The organism is Gordonia sp. (in: high G+C Gram-positive bacteria), from assembly GCF_020438995.1.
Lineage (GTDB): Bacteria > Actinomycetota > Actinomycetes > Mycobacteriales > Mycobacteriaceae > Gordonia.
The window spans coordinates 38,025-64,831 of the sequence record NZ_JAGQTN010000170.1 but is presented as its reverse complement, the minus strand read 5'-3'; the positions used below and the strand labels follow the sequence as shown (position 1 = coordinate 64,831).

24 protein-coding genes and 2 tRNA genes are annotated in these 26,807 nt (G+C 65.8%); 9 read left to right on the top strand and 17 right to left on the bottom strand.

Annotated features, from left to right (window positions below; genetic code table 11):
* Nucleotides 1-42 precede the first annotated feature (42 nt).
* Nucleotides 43-1,041, bottom strand: a complete 999-nt coding sequence (locus tag KDB67_RS12650; protein WP_324384388.1) for a thiamine-phosphate kinase — start codon at nt 1,039-1,041, stop codon at nt 43-45.
* Between the two features lie 230 nt (nt 1,042-1,271).
* On the opposite strand from KDB67_RS12650, the gene KDB67_RS12645 reads away from it, so the two are divergent.
* Complete coding sequence (locus KDB67_RS12645; RefSeq protein WP_291016173.1) at nt 1,272-1,508, top strand: Lrp/AsnC ligand binding domain-containing protein; 237 nt, start codon at nt 1,272-1,274, stop codon at nt 1,506-1,508.
* A gap of 44 nt (nt 1,509-1,552) precedes the next feature.
* Nucleotides 1,553-2,161 carry a DUF3515 domain-containing protein gene (locus tag KDB67_RS12640; protein ID WP_291016172.1) on the top strand — a complete coding sequence of 203 codons (609 nt, stop codon included), beginning with the start codon at nt 1,553-1,555 and terminating at the stop codon, nt 2,159-2,161.
* Nucleotides 2,162-2,182: 21 nt separating this feature from the next.
* On the opposite strand, the gene KDB67_RS12635 is transcribed toward KDB67_RS12640, so the two are convergent.
* The gene (locus tag KDB67_RS12635) at nt 2,183-3,199 is read right to left on the bottom strand and encodes an NAD(P)H-dependent glycerol-3-phosphate dehydrogenase (protein ID WP_291016171.1); all 1,017 of its coding nucleotides are present in this window, start codon (nt 3,197-3,199) and stop codon (nt 2,183-2,185) included.
* A gap of 137 nt (nt 3,200-3,336) precedes the next feature.
* On the opposite strand from KDB67_RS12635, the gene cofC reads away from it, so the two are divergent.
* Genes cofC through KDB67_RS12620 form a run of 3 tightly spaced genes read left to right on the top strand, consistent with a single transcriptional unit; the run spans nt 3,337 to nt 7,346 of the window.
* Nucleotides 3,337-4,143 (top strand): 2-phospho-L-lactate guanylyltransferase, encoded by an 807-nt coding sequence (gene cofC / locus KDB67_RS12630; RefSeq protein WP_291016170.1) that lies wholly within the window; start codon nt 3,337-3,339, stop codon nt 4,141-4,143.
* Nucleotides 4,140-6,374, top strand: a complete 2,235-nt coding sequence (locus tag KDB67_RS12625) for an RNA degradosome polyphosphate kinase (protein ID WP_291016169.1) — start codon at nt 4,140-4,142, stop codon at nt 6,372-6,374. The genes cofC and KDB67_RS12625 overlap by 4 nt, the downstream gene beginning before the upstream one ends.
* Before the next feature lie 6 nt (nt 6,375-6,380).
* Nucleotides 6,381-7,346: an NUDIX domain-containing protein gene (locus KDB67_RS12620; protein WP_291016168.1), complete on the top strand. Its 966-nt coding sequence runs from the start codon at nt 6,381-6,383 to the stop codon at nt 7,344-7,346.
* A gap of 65 nt (nt 7,347-7,411) precedes the next feature.
* Here the strand turns inward: KDB67_RS12620 and KDB67_RS12615 are convergent, their stop codons facing one another.
* The 3 genes from KDB67_RS12615 to leuC form a co-directional block, all read right to left on the bottom strand.
* Nucleotides 7,412-8,026 carry an HU family DNA-binding protein gene (locus tag KDB67_RS12615; protein WP_291016167.1) on the bottom strand — a complete coding sequence of 205 codons (615 nt, stop codon included), beginning with the start codon at nt 8,024-8,026 and terminating at the stop codon, nt 7,412-7,414.
* 203 nt (nt 8,027-8,229) lie between these two features.
* Nucleotides 8,230-8,823 carry a 3-isopropylmalate dehydratase small subunit gene (gene leuD / locus KDB67_RS12610; RefSeq protein ID WP_291016166.1) on the bottom strand — a complete coding sequence of 198 codons (594 nt, stop codon included), beginning with the start codon at nt 8,821-8,823 and terminating at the stop codon, nt 8,230-8,232.
* A 44-nt stretch (nt 8,824-8,867) separates the two neighbouring features.
* Entirely contained in the window at nt 8,868-10,349 is a 1,482-nt protein-coding gene (leuC, locus tag KDB67_RS12605) for a 3-isopropylmalate dehydratase large subunit (protein WP_291016165.1), read from the bottom strand.
* Nucleotides 10,350-10,504: 155 nt separating this feature from the next.
* Here leuC and KDB67_RS12600 point away from each other — a divergent pair, with 155 nt between their 5' ends.
* A complete protein-coding gene (locus KDB67_RS12600) occupies nt 10,505-11,239 on the top strand; it encodes an IclR family transcriptional regulator (RefSeq protein ID WP_291016164.1) in 735 nt (244 codons plus the stop codon).
* Between the two features lie 126 nt (nt 11,240-11,365).
* Entirely contained in the window at nt 11,366-12,340 is a 975-nt protein-coding gene (locus tag KDB67_RS12595) for a hypothetical protein (RefSeq protein WP_291016163.1), read from the top strand.
* Nucleotides 12,341-12,480: 140 nt separating this feature from the next.
* Here KDB67_RS12595 and KDB67_RS12590 read toward each other — a convergent pair.
* The 5 genes from KDB67_RS12590 to KDB67_RS12570 all read right to left on the bottom strand — a co-directional run bounded on the left by KDB67_RS12590 (nt 12,481) and on the right by KDB67_RS12570 (nt 15,952).
* Nucleotides 12,481-12,553, bottom strand: a tRNA-Glu gene (locus tag KDB67_RS12590).
* Nucleotides 12,554-12,704: 151 nt separating this feature from the next.
* Nucleotides 12,705-12,776, bottom strand: a tRNA-Gln gene (locus KDB67_RS12585).
* A gap of 86 nt (nt 12,777-12,862) precedes the next feature.
* A complete protein-coding gene (gltX, locus tag KDB67_RS12580; protein ID WP_291016162.1) occupies nt 12,863-14,338 on the bottom strand; it encodes a glutamate--tRNA ligase in 1,476 nt (491 codons plus the stop codon).
* A gap of 25 nt (nt 14,339-14,363) precedes the next feature.
* Nucleotides 14,364-15,182, bottom strand: a complete 819-nt coding sequence (locus KDB67_RS12575) for an alpha/beta hydrolase (protein WP_291016160.1) — start codon at nt 15,180-15,182, stop codon at nt 14,364-14,366.
* Nucleotides 15,179-15,952, bottom strand: coding sequence for a fumarylacetoacetate hydrolase family protein (locus KDB67_RS12570; protein ID WP_291016158.1), 774 nt, complete (start codon nt 15,950-15,952; stop codon nt 15,179-15,181). The genes KDB67_RS12575 and KDB67_RS12570 overlap by 4 nt, the downstream gene beginning before the upstream one ends.
* A 135-nt stretch (nt 15,953-16,087) precedes the next feature.
* Between KDB67_RS12570 and KDB67_RS12565 the strand changes: the two genes are divergently transcribed.
* Entirely contained in the window at nt 16,088-17,296 is a 1,209-nt protein-coding gene (locus KDB67_RS12565) for an MFS transporter (protein ID WP_291016157.1), read from the top strand.
* Nucleotides 17,297-17,678: 382 nt separating this feature from the next.
* On the opposite strand, the gene KDB67_RS12560 is transcribed toward KDB67_RS12565, so the two are convergent.
* Entirely contained in the window at nt 17,679-18,689 is a 1,011-nt protein-coding gene (locus KDB67_RS12560; protein WP_291016155.1) for a 3-isopropylmalate dehydrogenase, read from the bottom strand.
* Complete coding sequence (gene serA / locus KDB67_RS12555; protein ID WP_291016153.1) at nt 18,686-20,281, bottom strand: phosphoglycerate dehydrogenase; 1,596 nt, start codon at nt 20,279-20,281, stop codon at nt 18,686-18,688. The genes KDB67_RS12560 and serA overlap by 4 nt, the downstream gene beginning before the upstream one ends.
* Nucleotides 20,282-20,636: 355 nt before the next feature.
* Between serA and KDB67_RS12550 the strand changes: the two genes are divergently transcribed.
* Entirely contained in the window at nt 20,637-21,305 is a 669-nt protein-coding gene (locus tag KDB67_RS12550) for a serine protease (RefSeq protein WP_291016152.1), read from the top strand.
* Between the two features lie 75 nt (nt 21,306-21,380).
* On the opposite strand, the gene KDB67_RS12545 is transcribed toward KDB67_RS12550, so the two are convergent.
* From KDB67_RS12545 to ppsA, 5 genes are all read right to left on the bottom strand, one after another.
* Nucleotides 21,381-22,145 (bottom strand): hypothetical protein, encoded by a 765-nt coding sequence (locus tag KDB67_RS12545; protein WP_291016151.1) that lies wholly within the window; start codon nt 22,143-22,145, stop codon nt 21,381-21,383.
* Complete coding sequence (locus KDB67_RS12540) at nt 22,142-22,606, bottom strand: hypothetical protein (RefSeq protein WP_291016149.1); 465 nt, start codon at nt 22,604-22,606, stop codon at nt 22,142-22,144. The genes KDB67_RS12545 and KDB67_RS12540 overlap by 4 nt, the downstream gene beginning before the upstream one ends.
* Complete coding sequence (locus KDB67_RS12535) at nt 22,588-23,874, bottom strand: hypothetical protein (protein WP_291016148.1); 1,287 nt, start codon at nt 23,872-23,874, stop codon at nt 22,588-22,590. Before KDB67_RS12535 ends, KDB67_RS12540 begins: the two co-directional genes overlap by 19 nt.
* Complete coding sequence (locus KDB67_RS12530; protein ID WP_291016147.1) at nt 23,871-24,170, bottom strand: hypothetical protein; 300 nt, start codon at nt 24,168-24,170, stop codon at nt 23,871-23,873. Before KDB67_RS12530 ends, KDB67_RS12535 begins: the two co-directional genes overlap by 4 nt.
* A gap of 216 nt (nt 24,171-24,386) precedes the next feature.
* Complete coding sequence (gene ppsA, locus KDB67_RS12525; protein WP_291016145.1) at nt 24,387-26,786, bottom strand: phosphoenolpyruvate synthase; 2,400 nt, start codon at nt 26,784-26,786, stop codon at nt 24,387-24,389.
* Nucleotides 26,787-26,807: the final 21 nt, after the last annotated feature.

The following is a 26,807-nucleotide window of genomic DNA, read 5'->3' as shown; positions in this document are numbered from 1 at the left end:
TCTAACCACCGACACAGCCTGGACCGCGCCAGAAGACACGCCCTATGTGCCCGGTCCGAACGATTGCCAGCCCCGTACCGCCCCCACTGGGGCGTCGTCGACCAGGACGCCGCGCCCGTCCGGTCCGGTGGGGCGCGGACGCACCTCACCGACGACCGTCCAGCCGCCCGGGACCTGGCCCGGCAGTTCGAACGCGGCCAGCAGCTGGTGATCCTCGCCGCCGGTCAGCACCCAGTCGGTCTCGTCGAGACCGAGTTCGGCGGCGGCCACGGCGAGCGCGGCGGGCCTCGGCACGGCCGACGTGTCGACGGCCACCTGCACCCCGGATCGGTCGGCCACGGTGATCAGTTCCTCGATGAGTCCGTCGGAGATGTCGGTCATCGCCCGCGCTCCGGCCCGGGCCGCGACCACACCCTGTGCGAGGTCGGGATGTGGGACCCGGAAGGCGGAAACGAACTCGGCGAACCTCTCTCGTAGTTCGGGGCGACCGGACAACAGCACGGCCAGTCCCGCAGCCGAGGCCCCCAGCGGACCGCTGACGGCGAGTGTGTCGCCGGGCCTGGCACCACCGATGAGAACCGGACGCAACCCGTCCATGGCGCCCAGCGCGGTCACGGTGATCACGATCTGCCGCGCGGCCACCAGGTCGCCACCGAGAACAGCCGCACCCAGATCCCGGGCAGCCGCGGCAATGCCCTGGTTGATCTCGGTGACCACCTCGACAGCCGTCGACGGCGGCACCGCGATCGACACGACGACGCCTATGACGCGGGCACCCATGGCAGCGACATCGGCAGCCGACTGCACCACCGAGCGCGCACCGATCTGTCGGGGCGAGGACAGGTCGAGCCGGAAATGCCGACCCTCGACAATCGTGTCCGTGCTGATCGCGGTCTCGCCCGTGGCCGCGAAGACCGCGGCGTCGTCACCGGTGCCCACGACAGTGATGTCCCCCGCGTCCGGCGGCTGCTCGACGGCCCCGATCAGTTCGGCCAGCACGGCTCGTTCGCCCACGTCACCGACGGTCCGGCCCGCTGTCACGGAAGTGATCGGACCGGGTATGGAAGGCTCCACTGGTTCTCCTCGCCGGTCTGCTTGAGTCGCGCACGTCCGCGTTGTCGGTGACAATATGGCGACAGTGTAGGGGTCGGCACGGCACGTGCCGGCGTTCTGCCTGGGCGGCAGTGCTGCCGGTGCCGGGTGGTCACCACGGTGCCGTCGGTCGGACACAGCGCCGGTACCCACGTACCGGCAGGAGACGGAGGACGCGAGTGGTCCAGGCATACATTCTGATCCAGACCGAGGTGGGGCGGGCCGCGCTGGCTGCCGCGTCGATCGCCGAGATCAGCGGAGTGTCCTCGTCCGAGGAGGTCAGCGGCCCGTACGACGTGATCGTCCGCGTCGAGACCACCGACGCGGCCCGGCTCACCGACGACATCGTGCCGCAGATCCAGAAGGTCGACGGCATCACCCGGACACTGACCTGCCCGGTCGTCGGCACCCGCTGACCACCCACCTCGGAGTCACACAAGCAGCGACGCGTTTAGCCTTGATGGTTGTGAACGACCGAGGAGCCGAGCGGCCCGACGACAGCCCACGCGCCGACGGCGGCGAAGCATCCCAGAACCGGCCCGGCCGGCCTGCCACAACGCAGCCACGGCAGGAGCCGCGCCGACTGAGCCCGGCACTGATCGCCACCCTGGTCGCGATACCGATAATGGTGCTGACGTTCTTCATCGTGGTGGCCGCGCTCAAACCGGACAGCCCGTCGAACCCGGTGCAATCCCTTGCCGCGCCCGACGCGGATTCGGCCGAATGCGCGAAACTGGTTGCGGCCCTTCCGGAACGCTTCGACGGATTCTCGGGAAAGAAGGTCGGCGACGGTGTGGTCCGCTATCCGAGCGTCGATGGCGACATCGTGGTCCGCTGCGGCGTGGAACGGCCCGGCGACCTCGCCCCCACCAGCAGCCTTCAGGTGGTCAATCCGGTGCAGTGGTTCATGACCGACACCCGCGAAGGGTCGGGACAGGCATACGTGGCCGTCGACCGACGCCCCTACGTCGCGCTGTGGCTGCCGATCACCGCCGGCAACGGACCTATCTCCGATCTCTCCGCGGCCATCAGCAAGACATTCCCGGTCGCCCCGCTCGACTTCGGCTGAGCATGGCCGATCGCCGGGCGATCAGGTGGTGGGGTGGCCGTAGGTTTCCGGCTTGCGGCTGCGGCCGAGGAGCGAACTGACGGCCTCGCGGGTCGACATACCCTCGTGGCACACCGCGGCCACCGCGTCGGTCAGCGGCATCTCCACACTGTGCTTGCGAGCGAGCGCACGCACCGAAACACACGATTTGACCCCTTCGGCTACCTGACCGTTGGTCGCCGCCTGCGCCTGCTCCATCGTCGCGCCCTCGCCCAGTTTGGCGCCGAACGTACGGTTGCGCGACAGCGGCGACGAGCAGGTGGCGACGAGGTCACCGACCCCGGCCAGACCGGCGAACGTCTCGGGATGCGCACCCAGCGCATGCCCGAGTCGGATGGTTTCGGCCAAGCCCCGGGTGATGATGGTGGCGAGCGTGTTCATCCCGAAGCCCATACCCCCGGCCATGCCGCAGGCCAGCGCGATCACGTTCTTGACGGCGCCACCGATTTCGCAGCCCACCACGTCGGTATTGGTGTACGGCCGGAAGTAGGCGGTGGAGAACGCCGCCTGCAATTGTTTGGCGCGGTCCTCGTCGGGACAGGCGATCACGGTCGCGGCGGGCTGCTGCTCGGCCACCTCACGCGCCAGATTGGGGCCGCTCAGGACTGCGATCTGATCGGTGGGGAACCCACTGACCTCGGCGATAACCTCGGTCATCCGCATCAGTGTGCTGGTCTCGACTCCCTTGGCCAGTGACACCAGCGACGCGGTCGGCAGCAGGTGCTCGCGCCATTCGGCGAGGTTGGCGCGCAACGATTGTGACGGCACCGCGCACACAACGATCTCCGCACCGTCCAGCGCCTGCGGCACCGATGATGTCGCGGCCAGCGCCTCGGGTAGTGCGATGCCCTGTAGGTAGTCGGGGTTGGTGTGCGAGGCGTTGATCGCATCGGCGAGCGCCGGCCGGCGCGCCCACATCGTGGTGTCGACACCGGCGTCGACCAGAACTTTCGCGGTCGCCGTCCCCCACGACCCCGATCCCATCACAACCGCACGCACACGATGTCCTCTCGCCGGTCCACACATCCGGGGTGCCTGTCTTCTAAGGCCCAGCCCCTGCTACCGGACACAGTAGCCGCAGGGCGGCCGGCGATGCACCGTCGCAGACCGTCGTACTGTCAGCCATGATGGAGGCCATGACCATGCCAGCCAACCGGCCGGATCATCTACCCGACCCGGCCCACGCCCGGTCGATCAGCACCCAGTCGATCGAATTTGTGGCGATCCTGGCCGTGAAGTCCTTGGCCGACGCCAAGTCCCGGCTGACGGGCTGGGACGACGACCACCGCCGCAACCTGGTGATCGCGATGCTCGCCGACACCATCGCGGCCATCCACGCCGCGGGCTGCGCACGGGTACTGGTGATCTCGCCCGACCCGGTGGTGCTCGCGGAGGCCGCGGCATGCGGTGCGAGCGGACTGCTCGAACCGACCGGTCCGGGGCGCCCCGGCACCCCGGCCGACGGACTGAACCAGGCCATGGCCGACGCGATGGCCGCTGCTCGCCGGCGCCGGCCCGGTGTCCGCCGCCTGGTACTTGTCCAGGCCGACCTGCCGGCCGCGACCGGCGACCAGATCCGCGCCGCCCTGACCGCCGCATCATCGCATCGTCAGGCGTTCGTCGCCGACCGTCGCGGTACCGGCACCGCGCTGCTCGTGCGCGACGCGGACCTGACCACACAGACCCGCTTCGGCGCAGATTCCGCTGCGCTGCACCGCCTCGACGGCCTCGCCGAACTCGACCCCGGACATAGCCTCTGGGCGGGACTGCGCAACGACGTCGACACGATCGAGGACCTGACCGCCGCCATCGGACTCGGGGTGGGTGAGCGGACCGCTCAGGCGGTCGGCAGCAGGTCGGCGGGTGCGCGAATCACCGGTACGACGCAAAGTTCACCCACCGCGTGCCGCCGCGACCACCGATGCGTCATGATTGACGGGTGAGCCCTGCCGACGACACCGCAGCCCCCGACAGCGTCAACACAATCACCTCCGTACCACCCGCCGACGGGCCGGAGGTCGCGATCCCGGGGGCCCCGCCGGCGGCGACGCTCAGTCCCGACGAACTCACCGATCTCCCCGACGATCGCTACCTCAACCGTGAATTGAGTTGGCTGGACTTCAACTCCAGAGTCCTCGCGCTCGCTGAGGACACCTCGCAGCCGCTGCTGGAGCGGGCCAAGTTCCTGGCGATCTTCGCGTCCAATCTCGACGAATTCTTCATGGTGCGGGTCGCCGGCCTCAAACGCCGCGACGAGACGGGCCTGTCGGTGCGCTCGGCGGACGGTCTGTCCCCACGCGAACAGCTGCAGCGGATCGCCGGACGCACTCAGACGATCGCCGACCGGCATGCCCGCGTCTTCCTCGACATGGTGCAACCGGAGTTGGCGCAGAACAACATTCACGTCGTCGGCTGGAACGATCTGTCGGCGCGGCAGCGTGATCGGCTCGTCGAGTACTTCAACGACGAGGTGTTCCCGGTCCTCACGCCGCTGGCCGTCGACCCGGCGCACCCCTTTCCCTACATCAGCAGCCTCAGCCTGAATCTTGCTGTCACGGTCCGCGATTCACCCGAGGGCGCCGAACACTTCGCTCGTGTCAAGGTTCCGGACAACGTCAAGCGGTTCGTCCGTGTCGACGACCTCATCTCGGAACCCGTTGCCGAGGACGCCGGCCCCCAGCCCGCTGTCTTCCTGCCGACCGAACGATTGATCGCGGCCAACCTCGAGCATCTGTTCCCCGGCATGGAGATCGCCGATTGCCACGCGTTCCGGATCACCCGCAACGCCGATTTCGAGGTCGACGAGGACCGCGACGAAGACCTGCTACAGGCGCTCGAACGGGAATTGGCACGCAGGCGGTTCGGCTCACCGGTGCGGCTCGAAGTGGCCGACGACATGAGCGAGCACATGCTCGAGCTGCTGCTGCGTGAACTCGACGTCAATCCGGCCGACGTGATCCAGGTGCCCGGTCTGCTCGACCTGTCGGCACTGTTCGAGATCTACGGTCTGGACAAGCCTCAGTTGAAGGACCGACCGTTCGTTCCCGCCACCCATCCCGCGTTCGGCGAACGCGAGACACCGCGGAGCATCTTCGCCACCCTCAGCGAGGGCGACGTCCTGGTCCACCACCCGTACGACTCGTTCTCCACCAGCGTCCAGCGGTTCATCGAGCAGGCCGCGGCCGACCCGCAGGTGCTGGCCATCAAGCAGACCCTCTACCGCACGTCGGGCGCGTCGGGCGATTCGCCGATCGTCAACGCGCTCATCGACGCCGCCGAGGCCGGCAAACAGGTTGTGGCACTGGTGGAGTTGAAGGCCCGCTTCGATGAGCAGGCGAACATCCGGTGGGCCCGTAAGCTCGAACAGGCGGGCGTGCACGTCGTGTACGGCCTCGTCGGACTCAAAACCCACTGCAAGACATGCCTTGTGGTGCGGCGCGAAGGCTCGGCGATCAAACGCTACTGCCACATCGGTACCGGAAACTACAATCCGAAGACCGCGCGCCTGTACGAGGACATGGGCTTGTTCACCGCCGCACCGGACGTGGGCGCCGACCTGACGGACCTGTTCAACACGCTGACCGGGTATTCGCGCAAGACCGAGTACCGCAACCTGCTCGTGGCCCCCAACGGGATCCGGTCGGGCATCGTCGACCGCATCAATATCGAGATCGAGCGTCGCCGGGCCGGCGACGAACGGGCCCGAGTCCAGTTGAAGGCCAATGCTCTGGTCGACGAGCAGATCATCGATGCGCTCTACCGGGCGTCGCAGGCCGGGGTCCCTGTCGAGGTGATGGTCCGCGGCATCTGTGCGCTGCGACCCGGGATGCCCGGAATCAGCGAGAACATCGCCGTCCGATCGATTCTCGGTCAGTTCCTGGAGCATTCGCGCATTCTGTATTTCGGTGCGCAGGACGAGTTCTGGATCGGATCTGCCGACATGATGCACCGCAATCTCGACCGCCGCATCGAGGCGATGGTACATGTGCGCGACGCGCATTCGGTGGCCACGATCCGGGACATGTTCGAGTCGGCCTTCGACCCGCGAACCCGCTGCTGGGAACTGCATTCGGACGGCAGCTGGGTGGCCTCACCCGCCGCCGGCGAGGAGGTTCTCGATCACCAGTTGCAGATGATCAAGCGTCATCGGCGTCGGCCCGAGCGTTCCGCCTGATCCGCCATGTCCAAGAACACCAAGACGGTATGGGCCGCCGGGGGCGTGCTGTGGCGCAAGGGTTCCGGGGATTCGCCGGTGGAGGTGGGCGTGGTCCACAGACCGCGCTACGACGATTGGTCACTGCCCAAGGGCAAACTCGACGACGACGAGACACTCGCGGGCGCCGCCGTCCGTGAGATCGCCGAGGAGACCGGTCACGTTGTCCGGCTGGGACGTTGGTTGCGAGACATCGACTACCGGCTGCCACGGGGTGGCGAGAAGCGGGTCCGTTTCTGGTCGGCGTGCGCGTTGTCGGGATCGTTCGAACCCAACAGCGAGGTCGATCGCGTGGAGTGGTTCCCGGTCACCGCCGCGCGCGAACGGCTCAGCTACCGGCTCGATCAGGAGGTGCTCGACGAATTCGCCCGGCTCCCCGCCGATCTGCACACGCTGCTTCTGGTGCGCCATGCGCGGGCGGGCACTCGATCTGAGTTCACGGGCGATGACCGGATCCGCCCTCTCGACTCGACCGGCCGTAAGCAGGCGGAGGCGATGGCGCCGCTGCTGACGGCATTCGGGGCCCAGGTGCTGCACGCCGCGGATCGGCTGCGCTGTGAACAGACGCTCGCGCCGCTTGCCGGGCGTCTCGGAGCCGGCATCGAGAGCGAGCCGACGTTGTCGGAGGAAAGCTACCGCGCGGACCCCGACGCCGCGTTGGCCCGTATCACCGAGATCGCCGCCGACCGCACCCAGATCCATGCGGTATGCAGTCAGGGCAAGGTGGTTCCGCCGCTGCTCACCGAGTGGTCGCGGCGCAGCGGCATCGGTCTTCCGGAATCGGGCAATCGCAAAGGCAGCGTGTGGGTGCTGACTCTCGACGGCCGGAATCTGGTGTCGGCCGACTACTTTGACAGCCCATTGGCCGAAGTCGACCGCAGTCCCACCGGGTTTGCCTCAAGCGCTGCGGCTCCCGACGCCGTGATCACATGATCCTGCCCCGGCGGGGGAAGTCCGTCGGGGCAGGAGTGGGCTGACGTATTCAGACCGGGATGTGATCAGCGACTGGTGCGACGGGTGGTCTTGGCCGGCGCCTTCTTTGCGGCTGTCTTCTTGGCTGCCGCGGTAGTGGTCTTCTTCGCCGCGGTGGTCTTCTTCGCCGCGGTGGTGGTGGTCTTCTTGGCTGCCGCGGCCGTGGTCTTCTTCGCCGCGGTGGTGGTGGTCTTCCGCGCTGTCGTCGCGGTGGTCTTCTTCGCCGCGGTAGTGGTCTTCTTGGCTGCCGCGGCAGTGGTCCGCTTCGCCGCTGTGGTTGTCTTCTTCGCGGCGGCCTTCTTGGCGGCCGCGGTGCTGGTCGCACTGCCGCGCTTAACGGCCGGGCCGGTGGCCGAGAGCTTCTGCTTACCGGCGACCACGGCCTTGAACTGGGCACCCGGACGGAACGCCGGCACCGAGGTGGCGCGGACCTTCACGGTCTCACCGGTCCTCGGGTTGCGTGCCACACGCGGTGCGCGCTTACGCTTCTCGAAAACACCGAAGCCGGTGATGGTGACGCTCTCGCCGCGATGAACTGCCCGCACGATCGTGTCGACGACCAATTCGACTGCCTCGGTGGCGGTCTTACGATCCGCGTCGAGCTTCTTGGTCAGCTCGTCAATGAGCTCTGCCTTGTTCATGGGGATACCTCCGCAAGCCGTTGTGAACCATCGGAATATGGTCAGCTAAACACACACGGTAAACGTCGGAACCGAAAACGTCCATCTTCCACGAGAATTAGTGGGATGTTTTCCGAAACCTCAAGGCGCACGCGGTATGCCGGAGGCCGAATTCGAAACCCTCAGGTATGGCGTTCGGAACGCCCATACCCGAGGGTTGCCGATCATTGTCGAAGTGTCGTCGGCTTCCACGAAGGACGCGACTTCTCGTACGCGGAAATCGCTTCTACCTGGCGCAATGTCAGGCCGATATCGTCCAGACCCTCCATCAGGCGCCAGCGGGTGTAGTCGTCAATCGTCAACGGCACCACGAGGTCTCCGGCGGTCACCGTCCGATCCTCAAGGCTGACGGTCAGTTCCAGACCGGGCTCTTGCTCCAGCCGCTTCCACAGCAGTTCGACGTCGGGCTGTTCGACCTGTGCGGCAACCAGACCCGCCTTGCCGGCGTTGCCGCGGAAGATGTCGGCGAATCGGGAGGAGATCACCACCCGAAAGCCGAAGTCGGACAAGGCCCACACCGCGTGCTCGCGGGACGAACCGGTACCGAAGTCGGGACCGGCGACGAGAACCGAACCGTGGCTCCACGGTTCGTTGTTCAGGATGAAATCAGGGTCGGCACGCCAGCCGGCGAACAGACCGTCCTCGAAACCGGTCCGGGTGACCCGCTTGAGGTAGACGGCGGGGATGATCTGGTCGGTGTCGACGTTGCTGCGGCGCAGCGGCACACCGACGCCGGTGTGGGTGAGAAAGGGTTGCATGTCGGAGCTTTCGGTCGTCTAACGAGTGTTCGGAATCGGCGGTGTCAGGCCAGATCAGCGGGCGCGGCGAGCGTGCCACGCACAGCAGTGGCCGCGGCCACGAGCGGGGACACCAGGTGTGTCCGGCCGCCCTTGCCCTGTCGCCCTTCGAAGTTGCGGTTGGAGGTCGACGCGCAGCGCTCCCCCGGCGCGAGTTGGTCGGGGTTCATGCCCAGGCACATCGAGCATCCCGCCTGGCGCCATTCGGCGCCCGCGGCGGTGAAGATCTCGCCCAGACCTTCCTCTTCGGCCTGCGCCCGCACCCGCATCGAACCCGGCACGATCAGCATTCGCATACCGTCGGCGACGCGGCGCCCCTTGAGGATTCCGGCGACCGCGCGCAGGTCCTCGATGCGGCCGTTGGTGCAGGAGCCGACGAAGACCGTGTCGATCTTGACGTTCCGCAACGGGGTTCCCGGTTCCAGGCCCATGTAGTCCAGCGCCTTCGCCGCGGCCTGTGACTCCGTCTCGTCCGGGATGAGCGCGGGATCGGGAACCCGATCCCCAAGCGGCGCACCCTGACCCGGGTTGGTGCCCCAGGTGACGAACGGCGTCAGCGCGGAGGCGTCGATGTGTACCTCGGCGTCGAACTGCGCGTCCGGATCGGTGCGCAGCGAATCCCAGTACGCCACAGCGGCATCCCAGTCCTCGCCCTTGGGAGCATGATCGCGGCCTTTGAGGTAGTCGTAGGTGATCTCGTCGGGGGCGATCATCCCGGCGCGCGCACCGGCCTCGATCGACATGTTGCAGATGGTCATTCGCGCTTCCATCGACAACTTCTCAATGGCCTTGCCGCGATACTCCAGCACATATCCCTGGCCACCGCCGGTGCCGATCTTGGCGATGACGGCCAGGATCAGATCCTTGCTGGTGACACCGGGCCCGAGTTCGCCGTCGACGTTGATGGCCATCGTGCGGAACGGCTTGAGCGACAACGTCTGCGTCGCCATCACGTGTTCGACCTCGGAGGTGCCGATGCCCATCGCGATGGCGCCGAAGGCCCCGTGTGTGGATGTATGGCTGTCGCCGCAGACCACCGTCATGCCGGGCTGTGTCAGACCCAGCTGCGGGCCGACGACGTGGACGATGCCCTGTTCGCGGTTGCCCATCCGGTACAGGCGAACACCGAACTCCTCGCAGTTACGGCGCAGGGTGTCGACCTGCAGGCGGGAGACCTCGTCGGCGATCGGCTTGTCGATGTCGACGGTGGGGACGTTGTGATCTTCGGTCGCGATCGTCAGGTCCACCCGGCGCAGGGGCCGGCCGGCCATCCGCAGGCCGTCGAAGGCCTGCGGGCTGGTGACCTCATGCACGAGGTGCAGGTCGATGTAGATCAGGTCCGGATTGCGGTTGCCCGCCTCGTCGACCTCGCCGTGCACCACGACATGGTCGTCCCAGACCTTCTCGGCCAGCGTCCGCGGCCTGGTCCCGGATCCACTCTGCGTCACAGGTTCGGTCTGTGATCCTTCGATTCGCTCACTGCTCATGGCTGTACTCGCATCTACTCATTCGCCAAGCCGCGCGGGGGCTGCTCCGCACGGCACTTCCGGTGACCGACGACCATCCCGATGTTCGATCCATCTCGGGCGGTCATCCGGCACCAGATTGGCAATCTCACTATTTGGACAGCTAGTATCGTCCTATGGGACAGGATAGCGCACTCGAGGTCGTCAGCGGAATCGGCGTCCTCGACAAGTCGGTCACGGTCCTGCGGGCCGTCGCCGCCACCCCGTGCAATCTCGGCGAACTGTGCGAGCACACCGGCCTGCCGCGCGCCACCGCACATCGCCTCGCCGTCGGCCTCGAAGCACATAGGTTGCTGGCGCGCAATGCATCCGGGAAATGGTATCCAGGACCGGCGCTGGGCGAGCTGGCCTCGTCGGCGCACGACCCGGTGCGCGAGGCCGCGCTGATGGTGCTACCGCGGCTGCGCGAGATCACTGGCGAATCGGTACAGATCTACCGCCGCGAAGGCACCGAGCGCGTCTGCATCGCCGCGATCGAGCCCCCCACCGGTCTGCGCGACACCGTCCCGGTGGGCACACGCTTTCCGATGAACGCCGGGTCGGCCGCCAAGGTCCTGGCCGCCTGGACCGAGGGTGCCACACAGCGAGCGCTGCTGGCCGAGAGCGTCTTCGGAGAACGAGCCCTGCACGAGATCCGGCGCCGCGGCTGGGCGCAGAGCGCGGGCGAACGTGCCGCCGGCGTCGCCAGTGTGTCCGCCCCCGTCCGCGGTTCCACCGGCGAGGTGATCGCCGCGATCTCGGTGTCGGGTCCCATCGACCGGATGGGCCGGCGGCCGGGCGCGCGGTGGGCCGCCGACCTGCTCGCCGCAGCCGACGCGATCCAGAAACGTCTGACCGCCGGCGACGCCTGAATCAACGCGGTCAGCTCAGCGCCACCGGGTAATTCACGTGGATGGTGCTCGCCGGAAATGCGTACAATTACGCACGGTCCGCATGGGAGGATCAGTGTCAACACTGATTTGAGAGGACCCACGACATTGGGCAATCCATACGACCCGACCCAGTCGGGCGACCCGCAGCAGCAGTATCCGGGCGGTCAGCAGTACCCGGGCGGCCCGCAATACCCTGGTGGCCAGCAGTATCCCGGCGGTCAGCAGTATCCGCAGGACCCACAGCAGAACTGGCCCACCCAACAGGCCCCGCAACCTCAGCAGGGCTGGCCCGCCGGCCAGGGCGGCTACGGCGCGCCGACCTCCCCGCCCCCGGCTCCCCCATCCGGTGGTGGCTCCAAGAAGATCTGGTTGCTCGGTGGCGGCGTGGCAGTATTGGCCGTGGTGGCCGTGATCGCCCTCGTCCTGGCACTGACCTCCGGCGGGGACGAGGGCGACAAGGGCAAGTCCGCACCCACCGCCGCGGCCAAGGACCTACTGCTGCCGGAGTCCGGCTTCCCGAGCGCCGCCGGCGGCGAGTTCTCCGTCTCCGACGGGAGTGGCGACGGCGATGACGACGACATCAAGGTCGACAACGAGGCGTGCAACCGCATCGTGAACGCCGAGGACAAGAACAACGGAAGTCAGAAGGCCTCCCGTGAACTCAAGATCTCCGAATCGGGTACCTCGTCGTTCTCGGAGACCACCTATGAGTCGGAGCTGACCAAGCCCGTCGACAAGTCAGATCTCGACACCTTCGACGAGACCGTCTCGAACTGCACCGACTTCACCATGACCATCGACCAGGACGGCACGCCGGTCACCGCGAAGATGAAGATGAGCAAGTCGTCCATCCCCGGCGTCGACGGCAAGTACAAAGCGGCCAAGGTCACCGGCACGTTCGAGATCAGCGGCGTCAAGGTGAACTTCATCATGCACGTGGTGCTGGGCGTCGAGCGTGAGGTCGGTATCGAGATCACCCACGGTCTGGTCAGCACCGGCAATCAGGCCGCGTCGGGCGTCGAGTCCGATCTGGCGTCCATGTTCAACCAGCAGCGTGAACTGATCGCCAACGCGTCCTGAACGCCTGGCCGATTCCCGACGGGGCGTCCATCCCATTGTGATGGGCGCCCCTCGTCGTCTCCGGCGAAACCTCACGAGGCGAAGAACGCGACACGAAGAAGGAGACACCCTCACCGATGTGGTGAGGGTGTCTCCTTTTGTAGCCCCGACGGGATTCGAACCCGCGCTACCGCCTTGAGAGGGCGGCGTCCTAGGCCGCTAGACGACGGGGCCCTAGAACGATTCCCTGTCAGAAACATCTCAACATCAGAAACGCTGCGTGAGACGAAGCGCTGTGTGAGAAGTTCCCTTCCGGAGAACCGGTGTATTCAGTTCTTGAACTACCGCGCACCAGACTAATACACACCGGGTGGGCGATCGCTCGCTGGGGTACCAGGACTCGAACCTAGAATGGCTGAACCAGAATCAGCTGTGTTGCCAATTACACCATACCCCAAGGTTTTACCCTCGCGGCCCCCTTCAGGGCCGAGAAGAACCTTAGCAAAGGGACCCCCCTAAACCACAAATCGGCAGGTCAAGGCCCTATTTCGCGTAGTTTTCGCGTGCTGACCGCAGCCTGGCCAGGGTCGTGTCCCGGCCCAGCAACTCCATGGACTCGAACAGCGGCGGGCTGACGGCCGACCCGGTGACACCGACTCGGACCGGACCGAACGCCTTGCGCGGTTTGAGCTCCAGACCGTCCACGAGCGCCTCCTGGAGTGCCTGCTGGATCGCGTCGGTGGTCCAGTTGGTGGATTCGAGCGCGGCGACCGCAGCATCGAGCACAGGGGCCGCGTCGGCTCCGAGGTTCCTGGCGGCCGACTTCTCGTCGATGGTGAACTCGTCGTCGGACACGTACAGGAACGACATCAGTCCCCAGGCGTCGCCGAGCACCTGGATGCGGGTCTGCACCAGGTCGGCGAGCACCGCGAACTTCGCGTCGTCGGCGTCCTCGGGCAGTAGACCGTGACCGGTGAGGTACGCCTTGAGCCGGCCGGCGAAGTCCTCCGGCGTCAGGCGCCGGATGTGTTCGGCGTTGATCGCGTCGGCCTTCTTCTGGTCGAAGCGGGCCGGGTTGGAGTTCACCTCACGCACGTCGAAGGCCTCGACCATCTCGTCGAGAGTGAAGACGTCGACGTCGGCCTTGTAGCCCCAGCCGAGAAGCGCGAGATAGTTCAGCAGACCCTCGGGCAGGAACCCGCGGTCGCGGTGGTGCAGCAGATTCGATTCGGGATCACGCTTGGATAGCTTCTTGTTGCCCTCGCCCATCACGAACGGCAGATGACCGAACTCGGGTACCCGGTCGGCGATGCCGAGCCGTATCAGCGCCTCGTACAGGGCCACCTGCCGTGGCGTCGAGGACAGCAGATCCTCACCGCGCAGTACGTGGGTGATCTTCATCATGGCGTCGTCGACGGGGTTGACGAGGGTGTAGAGCGGTTTGCCGTTGGCCCGGGTGAGCGCGAAGTCCGGGACAGTGCCCGCCTTGATGGTGGTGGTGCCGCGGACCAGGTCGTCCCACGCGATGTCGTGATCGGGCATGCGCAGGCGCACAACCGGATTGCGGCCCTCGTCGCGGTAGGCGGTGCGCTGCTCGTCAGTGAGGTCGCGGTCGAAGTTGTCGTAACCCAGCTTGGGGTCGCGGCCGGCAGCGCGGTGACGCGCCTCCACCTCCTCGGGGGTCGAGAACGCCTCGTAGGCCTCGCCCGCGTCGAGGAGCTTGCGGACGACGTCGAGGTGGATGTCGGCGCGCTCGGACTGTCGGTACGGCCCGTACGGGCCGCCCACCTCGGGGCCCTCGTCCCAGTCCAGGCCCAGCCAGCGCAGCGAATCGAGGATCGCCTCGTACGACTCCTCGCTGTCGCGGGCGGCGTCGGTGTCTTCGATGCGGAACACGAAGGTGCCCTTGTCGTGCCGGGCCTGCGCGAAGTTGAACAGCGCGGTGCGCACCATCCCCACGTGTGGGGTGCCGGTCGGCGACGGACAGAAACGAACACGAACCTGATCAGGACTGGTCATGCCGATCAGCGTATCGAATCAGGTCCTACAGACTCTTCGCGAAGTCGATCAGGAGCCTGTTCACCGCTTCCGGCTGTTCCAGGTAGCCGAAATGCCCTGCCTTCTCGACGACCTCGTAGCGCGAGCCGGGTATGGCGTCGGCGACTTCCTTGGCCAGTTTCACCGGCAGGGTGCGGTCGTCGGCGAAGCCGATGACCATCGTCGGGACGCTGATGGCGCGGTAGGCGGCAAGCCGGTTGCCGTCGTGTTCGTGAATGCCATACTGGGCGCGGACTCCGGGGGTGACCTTCTGCGGCGAGAATCCGATGATGTCGAGCCAGTCCTGGGCGTGCCGGTCGTCGTCGAAGGTGTGCGGCGACAGGTTGAGATGGGCGGTGATGGCGGCCTCGTAGTCGGGCGGCAAGGTGATGCCGTTGTCGTAGAGGGCGCGTTCGCCGGCCGAGATCGCCCGCTGAAGTGGAGTATTGCGGCCATATGTGGCGATCATCACCGCACCACGGACGACGTCGGGCCGGGCGAGGGCCAGTTCCTGGGTGATGTGCGCACCGAGGGAGGTGCCGACGACGATCGCGGGACCGTCGCCGAGATGCTCGATGAGTCCGGCGGTGTCGGCGACCATGTCATCGATGGTGAATCCCTGGGGGCATTCGGAGCTGGGAGCGATGCCGCGGTTGTCGAAGAGTGCGACCCGGAATCCCGCTTTGACGAGGGCGGGTTGCTGGTTGGCCTTCCAGACGCGGCCCGGGCTGCCGGTGCCCATCACCATCACGACCAGGGGGCCGGTGCCGGTTACCTCGTAGGAGATGTCGATGCCGTTGATACGGGCGATTTCGGGTTTCTTCATGCTTTGTCCATCACAGGGTTGGAGAGTGTGCCGAGGCCGGAGATCGTGACCGAGACCCGTTGGCCTGCCGTCATCGGACCCACGCCTTCGGGGGTTCCGGTGAGGATGACGTCGCCGGGTAGCAGTGTCATCACCCGGGAGATCCACTCGATGATCTTGCCGATGTCGTGGATCATCAGTGAGGTTCGCGAGTGTTGTTTGGTCTCGCCGTCGAGTTGGGTCGTGAGTTCGGCGTCGGCGGGATCGAACTCGGTGTCGATCCAGGGACCGAGGGGGCAGAAGGTGTCGTAGCCCTTGCCGCGGGTCCATTGGCCGTCGGCCTGCTGGTGGTCGCGAGCGGTGACGTCGTTGGCGATGGTGTATCCGAGGATCACACTCGCCGCCTTGGCGGCCGGGACGTCCTTGCAGGGTTTGCCGATGACGACGGCGAGCTCGCCCTCGTAGTCCACGCGTTGCGATGAGGGCGGACGCACGATGGACACTTCCGGCCCGATGATCGACGTGTTGGGTTTGATGAAGATCACGGGATCGGCGGGCGCTTCGCCGCCCATCTCGGCCGCGTGTGCGGCGTAGTTCTTACCGATGCAGATCACTTTGGAAGCCAGGATCGGCGCGAGCAGGCGAACGTCGGCCAGTGGCCAGGTGCGTCCGGTGAAGGTGGGTGTGCCGAAGGGATGTTCGGCGATCTCCTTGGCGACGAGTACACCGTCCTGCTCCTCGATGGAGACGAATGCCACGCCGTCGGGGCTGGCGATACGACCTAAACGCATGCGAGCAGACTAGCCGACGGCTCGGACATCACACCTACCCCGGCCTGACCCATCCGGCCGAGAGTATTAGAATGTGGACGTTGTATCTCATAATTTGAGACCATTCAGCCCAGCGAAGTCCGGGAGGTTGCGGCTATGCACGAAGACATCGGTGCCACACAACGGTGGGTGATGCTGGTGTGCTCGATGATCGCCGCGATGACCACGACCTGTGTCGTCAGTGGTGTGCCGTATCTCATCCCGACCCTGCACTCCGACGAGGGCTTCTCCCTCACCACGGCGTCGGTGATCGCCACCGTCCCCACCATCGGGCTGATGATCGCGATCATCCCGTGGGGCGTGTTGCTCGATCGCTACGGCGAACGCCTGGTGCTGACGGTGTCATTGTCGGGCACGCTGGTGGCGGCGGTCGCCACCGCCGCAGCGGCCCTCGGCGGCGCACCGACCCCGGCGCTGGCGATGTGCCTGTTTCTGGGCGGGTTGTCCTCCGGCGCGGCCAACGGCGCGAGCGGGCGGATCGTCGTCGGCTGGTTTCCGGCCGATCAGCGCGGCACCGCGATGGGATTCCGGCAGATGGCGCAGCCGCTCGGAATGGGTTTATGCGCCTTGACGATGCCGGTGCTGGCCGCGCGATCCGGTGTCGGCGTCGCGCTGCTGGTTCCGGTTACGGTCACGGCGATCGGCTTGGCCTGCTGCATCTTCGGGATCAAGGACCCGCCGCTGAGGACCGAGACACCGGTCTCCGCCGACGCAATATCAGCCGCTCCCAAGCGTCTGGAAAACCCTTACCGGACAAGCAATTTCCTGGCGCGTGTGCACGCGGTCAGTGTGGCACTGGTGATTCCGCAGTCGATGCTGTGGACGTTCGTCCCTACGTGGCTGATCGTCGACCGCGGCTGGGCACCGGCTGCCGCCGGAACGTTGATCACCGCAACACAGATCGTGGGCGCGCTGGGCAGGATCGGGGCAGGGCGACTGTCGGATGTGATGGGCTCGCGAATGCGTCCGATCCGACTCATCGCGATCACCGCAGGTCTCGCCACAGGTGTGCTGGCGCTTCTCGACGCCGTCGGATCGCCTGTCGCGGTGGTGATCATGGTGATCGCGTCGGTGGCGTCCGTCGCCGACAACGGCCTGGCCTTCACCGCGATCGCCGAATACGCCGGTCCCCGTTGGAGTGGCCGCGGCCTCGGAATCCAGAACACCGCACAGCATCTCGCGACCGCCGCCACCACCCCGCTGATCGGTTCGGCGGTCACGCACCTCGGATTTGCCGTCGCCTTCGGCCTGACCGCCCTCGCCCCGCTGATCGCCCTCCCCCTGATCCCCCGCGACGCCACGTAAGGGGCAGCTGCAAAGCGTTGAGAGCCTGGCGTCACCGGACCCTTCGAGACGCGTCGGCTCGCAAGCTCGCGCGACGCCCTCAGGGATCAAGAATTATGGTCACGACCAGCCAATTTGCCCCGAGACCAAAGCAACAAAACAAGCGCCCAAACATCTCGCCCCCGAGACCAAAGCAACGAAGGAGCGGCCAAACATCTTCATCCCCGAGACCAAGGCGACAAAGGAGCGGCAAACATCTTGATCCCTGAGGCCGTTGCGACGAACGAGCGAGGGACCCGTTGGGTCCGGTGACCTTTCGGCGCCTGACGTGCGCACCTCGAAACCTGGTGAGACGACGATGTCCGCGACCGCCGGAAGACGGTCGCGGACATCGCAGTCGGTGTCAGACGCGGGCGAGGATGCGATCCCCGATCGTGGTGGTGCCGAGTTTCTCGTCACCACGCTCGGCCACATCGGCGGCCACCGCCGCCTCGATACGCGCGGCGTCGTCGTCGCGACCGAGATGACGGAACAACAGAGCCACCGACAGGATGGCGGCCGTGGGGTCGGCCTTGCCCTGGCCGGCGATGTCGGGTGCGCTGCCGTGCACCGGCTCGAACATCGACGGATTGGTGCCGGTGGCGTCGATATTGCCCGACGCGGCCAGCCCGATACCGCCGGTCACAGCCGCGGCGAGGTCGGTGATGATGTCGCCGAACAGGTTGTCGGTGACGATCACATCGAACCGCGACGGATCGGTGACCAGGTAGATGGTGGCGGCGTCGACGTGGCAGTAGTCGGTTGCCACGTCGGGGTATTCCGCACCCACCTCTTCCACGGTCCGCGCCCACATCGATCCGGCGAACGTCAGGACGTTGGTCTTGTGCACCAGCGTCAGCTTCTTGCTCCGGGCCTGTGCGCGGGCGAACGCGTCGCGCACCACCCGTTCGATACCGAACCTGGTGTTGACGCTGACCTCGGTGGCCACCTCGTGCGGGGTGCCGACGCGGATCGAACCGCCGTTGCCGGTGTACGGCCCCTCGGTGCCCTCCCGGACTACGACGAAGTCGATCTTCGGGTTACCCGCCAGCGGCGACCGCACACCGTCCAGCAGGACCGACGGCCGCAGGTTGACGTGATGGTCCATCGCAAACCGCAGCTTGAGCAGGAAACCACGTTCGAGAACCCCCGACGGCACCGACGGATCGCCGATCGCACCGAGCAGGATCGCGTCGTGTTCACGCAGCGATGCCAGATCGGCGTCGGTGAGCAGTTCACCGGTCGCGTGGTAGCGGCGTGCGCCGAAATCGTAGTCGGTGGTGGTCAGCTCGGGTTCGAGCTTGCGGGCCACCCGCAGCGCCTGGTCGATGACCTCGGGTCCGATGCCGTCGCCTGCGATCACAGCCAGTTTCATGCCAGGTCCACCAGCTCGATCAGGGTGGCGCCGACGGCGCCGCGGACCTCGGCCAGCAGGTCGTCGCCGATCTCGCGATCGACGCGCAGGATCAGGGTCGCACCGTCGCCCTCGACGTCCTGCGATAGCGCGGCGGCCAGGATGTCGACGCCCGAATTGCCCAGCAGGGTGCCGACCTTGCCCAGCGAACCCGGCTGATCGGTGTAGCTGACGATAAGGTTCAGGCCCTCGGCGCGCAGGTCGATGTTGCGGCCGTTGATGTTGACGATCTTCTGCACCAGCCGGGGTTCGGTGAGCGTGCCTGCCACGTTGGCGACCGATCCGTCGGCGAACACCGCCTTGACGTCGACGACGCTGCGATGGTTGGGGCTTTCGGTGGCGGTGGTGACCTCACTGGTCACCCCGCGCGCCTGCGCCACGGCCGGGGCGTTGACGAAGGTGATGGGCTCGTCGAGGACGGCCGAGAATAGGCCACGCAGCGCCGACAGGCCCAGCACGTCGACATTGCCGGCGGCGAGCTCACCGAGCACCTCGACGTTAATCGAGGTGGGCACCTCGGTGCTGATGGCACCGATGAGCACACCGAGCTTGCGGGCCACCTCCAGCCAGGGTGCGACCTCTTCGTCGACGGCTCCGCCGGTGATGTTCACGGCATCGGGCACGAAGTGTCCCGCCAGGGCCAGGCGCACGCTCTTGGCGACGTCGGTACCGGCCCGGTCCTGCGCCTCGCTGGTGGAGGCACCCAGGTGCGGGGTGACGACGACCTGCGGCAGGTCGAAGAGCGGTGAATCGGTGCACGGTTCGGTGTTGAACACGTCCAGACCGGCCGCGCGGACCTGGCCGGAGTTGATGGCGTCGGCCAGGGCCTGCTCGTCGACGAGGCCGCCGCGGGCGGCGTTGACGATGACCACACCCTTCTTGGTGCGGGCCAACTGCTCGGCACCGATGAGGCCGAGCGTCTCGGGAGTCTTGGGCAGGTGCACGGTGACGAAGTCGGCCCGTTCGAGCAGTTCGTCGAGGCTGACCAGTTCGATGCCCAGCTGCGCGGCCCGCGCGGCCGACACGTAAGGGTCGTAGGCAATGATGTGGGTCTCGAACGCGGCCAGTCGGGCTGCGACCAGCTGGCCGATACGGCCCAGGCCGACGACGCCGACGGTCTTGTCGAAGATCTCGACACCGTTGAACGACGACCGCTTCCAGGTGTGCTCACGCAGCGTGGCGTCGGCGGCCGGGATCTGGCGGGATGCGGCCATCAGCAGCGCGATGGCGTGCTCGGCGGCGGTGTGGATGTTGGAGGTGGGCGCGTTGACGACCATCACGCCGCGTGCGGTGGCGGCGGGCACGTCGACGTTGTCCAGACCCACGCCGGCGCGGGCGATGATCTTGAGGTTCTTGCCGGCCTCAAGCACCTCCGCGTCGACCGTGGTGGCCGACCGCACGAGGATCGCGTCGGCGTCGACGACGGCCTCGAGCAGCTTGGGGCGGTCGGGGCCGTCCACCCAGCGGACCTCGACACCGTCGCCGAGAGCCTCGACGGTCGAGGGGGCCAGTTTGTCGGCGATCAAGACGACCGGACGTCCTGCTGAGGTCACAGTTCTCTTCTCCAGTATTCGGTATGGAATCCACCCCGGCACCGCGGTGCCGACCGGGCGGATCGGTAGGTGCGCACCCGCTAGCTTAGAGGTCGCCGAAATGCGCGAGACCAGCGGATCTGCCGCACGTGGAGTCTCGACACGTCGGTGTGTACATTGTGGTCGGTGTTACATGCCGTAAGGTCTGTGCACTATTGGGACTTTTCCGACCCGATCGCGGGCGAACAGACCATGCCGGAACCATACAGACCTGATCGGGAGCCCCTTGGGCCACAACGACCAGGCGACATGAACTCCGGGAGTATCCGCTACCGATGGTCGGTGGTGCGCACGAGACGACGAAGCGGGAGCGCGCATGGCGCAGAGACTGACAGCACTGGTGGCTGCACTGGCCACCACGGTGCTGGCAGGCTGGGGGGCAGGCGCGGCCGAGGCTGCACCGGCGAAGATCCCCCTCGGCGGCGGATCGGGCATCTACGTGATGAAGACCAAGGACATGGCGTCCTCGTGCACGCTCACCACGATCGGCCGCGCCAAGAAGACCAACAAGCTCATCGGCATCACGGCCGGCCATTGTGGTGTCCGTGGTCAGTACGTCCTGTCGGAGAGGTACACCGACCGCGGTGTCGCGGGTGTCGTCACCTACACGGCCGACGACCTCGACATCGCCGTGATCGAGTTCAACGAGAAGCTGGTCCGCCCCTTGCGCACGGTTCAGGGAGTGACCATCAATGGATTCGACACCCGGCCCCTGTCATTCCCCACGATCGCATGCAAGCAGGGCCGTACCACCGGCAACACGTGCGGTATCGCCTGGTTCTCCAAGGGTCACGAACACTACAGCCAGCTGTGCATCGTCGAAGGCGACTCCGGCTCCCCTGTCGTCGTCGGTGACCGCCTCGCCGGAATGGTCAACGCCTACTACACATTCGGCTGCATCGGCACCGAAACCGGCACCAACATAGGCCCCATCCTCAAGCGGCTGGCGGCGCTGCCCTCATACCGGGGTTTCACACCGATCTGATATCACAAACCCCACCGATGGCCCCCGGCGAGGACACTATTGCGATGCCGGGGCCTATCGGTGGGGTTTGTGACGTCACACATGACGGCAAGGGGTTTCGATGAACGATCCGTCCCGGAGCCGGCGAAGCACTCGCACGTCCCCGAGTTCGTCACGCAGAGACGGATGACGCGCGTAGAAGTCGAGGAGCCAGAACGCGGCCGGTGATCCGGTCGCCAGATGATCGACCTCGAACCTCGTGGCCGCCGGCCCGAATCCCAGAGCAACACGCGTTCTTCCGGCAGTGCGTCGGCACGGCACGGCCTCGGTGATCTCACCCCAGTCGATGTGTATCGGTCTGCTTTCCAATGGACGCGCCACGACTCCGCGTGTCGAGACCACCAGAACATCACGCGAACCGAGCCGCAATATGCGAACCAGTTGGTGGATTCCGCCGACCACACCGACGAGCCCCATGCCATACATTTCCGGGTCGTAGTCGATGAGTCCGTACACCTGGAAAAGGACCATCACTGCCGCTGCGGCGATACCGGATATACCGGTCGCCAAGTGCAGGCTCCACAACCTGGCGTCCACAGATATGGCCAATGCTCCATCGACAACTCGCACGCCATCGCCACTCACCCGTTTCGCAACGGCCAGCGACCGGCCTCTCCAAGCCGCGGCCACCATAAGAGCAAAAATCGTCGAGAACGTGCCCAAGAGAATAAAATCGTATATCCCACAGCGTAGACCGAGAAATATCGCGAGAGAAAACAGACACACCGGCAACAGGACCTGAATCACCGTCAACCCGCGGAAGTTCTTTCTCCACCGATACGGAATCGGATAGTTCGTCACAACCACACCAGCCTCAGCGACAGCTCGTCCGTAGACAGATCCGGGAGATCGCGATATCTCCCCGAACCACGAGTCAACCGATACTTGAAATCATCCATTTCGCGTCGAAAATCGATCCGCACCTCATGAACTATGGTACTGTACTCCGCGTCCGGAATCCGGCCTGCGTACCACTCGCATCCCCGTTCCTCGTACCAGCGCTCCACCTCGGTACGCGTACGTCTATCGACCTCGGCTTCGGCAACTCGAGGATCGAGGTGGAATAGGGCGTAGTCGTCCGATTGCCACTGCCTGGGCAGCGGAACAATCTCAGCGGCAAGTGCACTGTCATCGAGCTCGACGATCTCCCGCATGACCTCGACCCGAATATCAGGTGCATGCACCATTTCACGGATAACATTCAGATACTCGTCGGGCAGCCATTGTGATGACAAACCCGTTTTCAACCTGAGCACAGCCAAGGCGCGACCTTCCCCCCGAGATACGTTCCCGCACTGCCACCTGCCATGGACTTCCAGAAGGTGCTCCAACCGTCGGGCAAGAACATAGCGCCAAGAGCGGCACCCATCGCTCCTCCCGAGCCCTTCACGCCGGCTTCGCAGGATTCATAGTAGTTATCTGCCGACGCCACATAGTAGAGCGTCGACATCACGGTAACCGTGGCACTTGCCATGTCCACACCGGCAGCCAGACGTCCGGCTTGATTCGAGTCAAGGAAAGGAACCCTGCCGTTTCGTAGTGACTCCGCTGTTTGGTCGAGCTGTGGTGTCCCCGAATAGAATGTCGACGTCGTGGCGTCCATAATCTCATTGAGCTCGGCGACGACAAGGTTCTTCTCGTCCACGCGGGCGACCGCGTCCTGCCCCGGCTTCTTGGTGACGATGACCGGAGCACGACCGGTACGCTGCAAGGTGGTGACCACAGTTCCGTCCGATTCCTTGACCGAACCGGATACCAGGTCCCCTTTGGGACTGTAGAGATCGAACGAGACAGGGCGCTTGCCATCGTCGGCGGCGGTGTACACCTGACGACTGCCGTCGAGCATCCGCAATTCGGTGATCACTTTGTCGCCGTCCCGGGAGGTCTCCTTGTCGACGACGGTTCCGAACATATGCCTTTCCAGTACCTGCTGTTGCTTCTTACGTTCGTCGGCATCGTAGGGCGCGTCAGTGACATTCTGCGGAACGCCCGGAACATTTCGCGCGGGTAGGTCTATCCCCAGCCAGGAGCTGTTCGTATTGCGACGTACGGATCCGGCGAACTCGTTGTCGGCCCTGCCGAGTTTGCCCAGGTGCGAGTTCAGTTGATCCTGAAATCCTCGGGCCGCCAACGCCATCAGCTTGGCCCGGTCCGGCGTCATCTTCTCCGCCCGGACCAGAATCTGCCATTCGTCGGTGACGTACAGCGGACCCTTCTCGATCACCGCGACGAGCCGGTCGATGTTGATCCGCTCGGCGGCGATCTCGCTGCCGTAGGTCTTGAAATCGTTGCTGACACTCGTACCGATGTCGGCGACGCAGTCGGCCAGGAAACCGACCCTGTCGGCCACACCCGCTGCGGCCCGCTGAGAATCACCGTCCCAGGCATCGTTGTGCGTCAAGGACGCGATCTGCTGACCGACGCGGTCTCCGGCGACGCTGATCGCCTTTCCGTCGATGCGGAACGACTCGCCGAGTTCCGCGAGTTCGGTTGTGCGCCAGGTGGCGAGCACGCTGCGCGCCGGGATCATCGCTTCGGCGAGATCTTGCTCAGCGCCGACGACAGACCTTGATCGGTCGCCTCGTATTCCCCTGCAGCATTGCGCACCGCGTCGGCCATCGATTCGTAACACCCGGCGACCATTCTGATCACCCGCTCAACCTCGGAGACACCGCCCGAGGCCATGAACGCCGTACGCGATCCCGGCAGACACGCGCACAGTTCTTCGATCCTGTCCGGAAGCGTTGAGCGTCTGATGAAATCCGCTGTCGTGTCGACGGTTTCGGCATACTGCCGCAAGATCGCCGGATCGACCAATACCCCCATGAATCCCCCTCGACCACTACGACCGTGGCTGTCCCCCGCGCCCCCGTACTGAGGCACATGCCGGACAGACTAGGACACACTGAAAGGTATGGTCCACTCCACTATCCACAGGCCGCGCCGGATCACAAACACCCCGTACCGGGTGACGCGGGGTGTTCGGAGGTCAAAACACCCGGGAGACATACCTCGGGGGCATGTCTTCCGGGTAGGGGTTCGCTATTGCGCACCCGTCAGCGACAACCAGGTCTGCACCACCGTGTCGGGGGTCAGCGACATCGACTCGATGCCCTGCTCGACCAGCCACGACGCCAGATCCGGATGGTCGGACGGGCCCTGACCGCAGATGCCGACATACTTGCCGCGGCGCCGGCACGTCTCGATGACCGAGGCCAGCACCTTGAGCACAGCCGGGTTGCGTTCGTCGAAATCGTGGGCGACCAGCCCCGAATCGCGGTCGACGCCGAGGATGAGCTGGGTCATGTCGTTGGAACCGATGGAGAAGCCGTCGACCCTGTCGAGGAACTCGTCGGCAAGAAGATAGTTCACCGGGACCTCGCACATCATCACCACCTGTAGACCGTTCTCGCCGCGCTTCAGGCCATGTGAGGCCATGATCTCCAGCACATCGTCGAGTTCGGCGACGGTCCGCACGAACGGCACCATGAGCTTGACGTTGCGCAGCCCCATCTCGTCCCGGACCCGGCGCAGCGCCTCACATTCGAGCGCGAAGCAGTCCCGGAAACCCTCGGAGACATAGCGGGCCGCGCCACGGTAGCCGATCATCGGATTCTCTTCGTCGGGCTCGTAGATGTCGCCTGCGAGGAGGTTGGCGTATTCGTTGGACTTGAAGTCCGAGAGCCGCACGATAACCGGTTTCGGGTCGAACGCGGCGGCGATCGTCGATACTCCCTCTACGACTCGCCGGACGAAGAATTCGGTGGGCGACGGGTATGCGGCGGTGAGCCGGTCGACCTGCTCACGTAGTTCTGGCGCCAGCGAATCACGTTCGATGAGCGCCTTCGGATGCACCCCGATCTGCCGGTTGATGATGAACTCCATCCGCGCCAGCCCGACCCCACTGTTGGGCAGCGCAGCGAACGAGAACGCCTGGTCGGGGGTGGCGACGTTCATCATCAGTTTCACCGGTATCTCCGGCATCTCGTCCAGCGACGTCAGATGCTCCTGGAAGGGCACCAGCCCCCGGTACACGCGGCCGGTATCGCCTTCGGCGCACGAGACCGTGACCTCCTGGCCGTCGGCGAGTGCGGTTGTCGCGTCGCCGGTTCCGACGATCGCGGGTACGCCCAGTTCGCGGGCGATGATCGCGGCGTGACAGGTTCGGCCGCCGCGTTCGGTGATGATCGCGGCGGCGCGTTTCATCACCGGTTCCCAGTCCGGGTCGGTGATCGCGGCGACCAGCACATCCCCGGGCCGGACCCGGTCCATCTCCTTGATCGACCGCAGCACTCGCACCGGACCGGCACCGATCCGCTGTCCGATCGAACGACCCTCGACCAGGACGTCGGTGGCGTCGGCGGCAGCGCGATCGATCTCGAACCGCGACAAGGACCGGCCGGCCTCGCCGCGCCGGGATACCACGGTCTCCGGTCGGGCCTGGAGGATGTAGAGCCGACCGTCAAGTCCGTCGCGGCCCCATTCGATGTCCATCGGTCTGCCGTAATGCTTCTCGATCGCGATGGCGTGCCGGGCGAGTTCGGTGACCTCGTCGTCGTCGATGGAGAACCGCAACCGCTCGTCGGCGTCGACGTCCACCCAGCGGGTCGCCGATGCGATACCCGTGCCCTCCGCGTATCGCATCGCCACGGCCTTCTCGCCGACGGTGCGGGACACGATGGCATCACGTCCGCTTCGGCCCTCCTCGATGGCGGGTTTGTAGACGTAGAACTCATCCGGGTTGACCGCGCCTTGCACCACGGCCTCACCCAAACCATAAGCGGCGGTGATGAATACGGCGCGATCGAAACCAGACTCGGTGTCGACGGTGAACATGACCCCCGACGCACCGATGTCGGTGCGGACCATGCGCTGTACGCCCGCGGACAGCGCGACCTCGTCGTGGACGAAGCCGTGGTGGACGCGGTAGGCGATGGCGCGGTCGTTGTACAGGGAGGCGAACACCGACTTGACCGCTTCGAGGATGTTGTCGATGCCGCCGATGTTGAGGTATGTCTCCTGCTGGCCGGCGAACGACGCATCCGGCAGGTCCTCCGCGGTGGCACTGGACCGCACCGCCCACGTCACCTCGTCCGGGTGGGTGTCGGCGGCCACCAGCTTGTCGTAGCCGGCGCGGATATCGCGCTCGAGTGCCTCGGGGAACGGGTGGTCGAGGATAAGCCGACGTATCTGCTCACCGCGCCGGGCGAGTTCGGTGACGTCCTCGACGTCGAGGCCGGTGAGAGTATCGCGGATCTTGGCATCCAGTCCACCTTCGGCGAGAAAGTCCCGGTAGGCATCGGCGGTCGTGGCGAAACCACCCGGAACGCGCACGCCGGCGTCGGCGAGGTTGACGACCATCTCGCCGAGCGAGGCGTTCTTACCCCCGACCTGCGGAACATCGGACATACCGATTTCGGTGAACCAGAGAATCGTAGACATCGAAAGCCTTTCGAGTGGTGT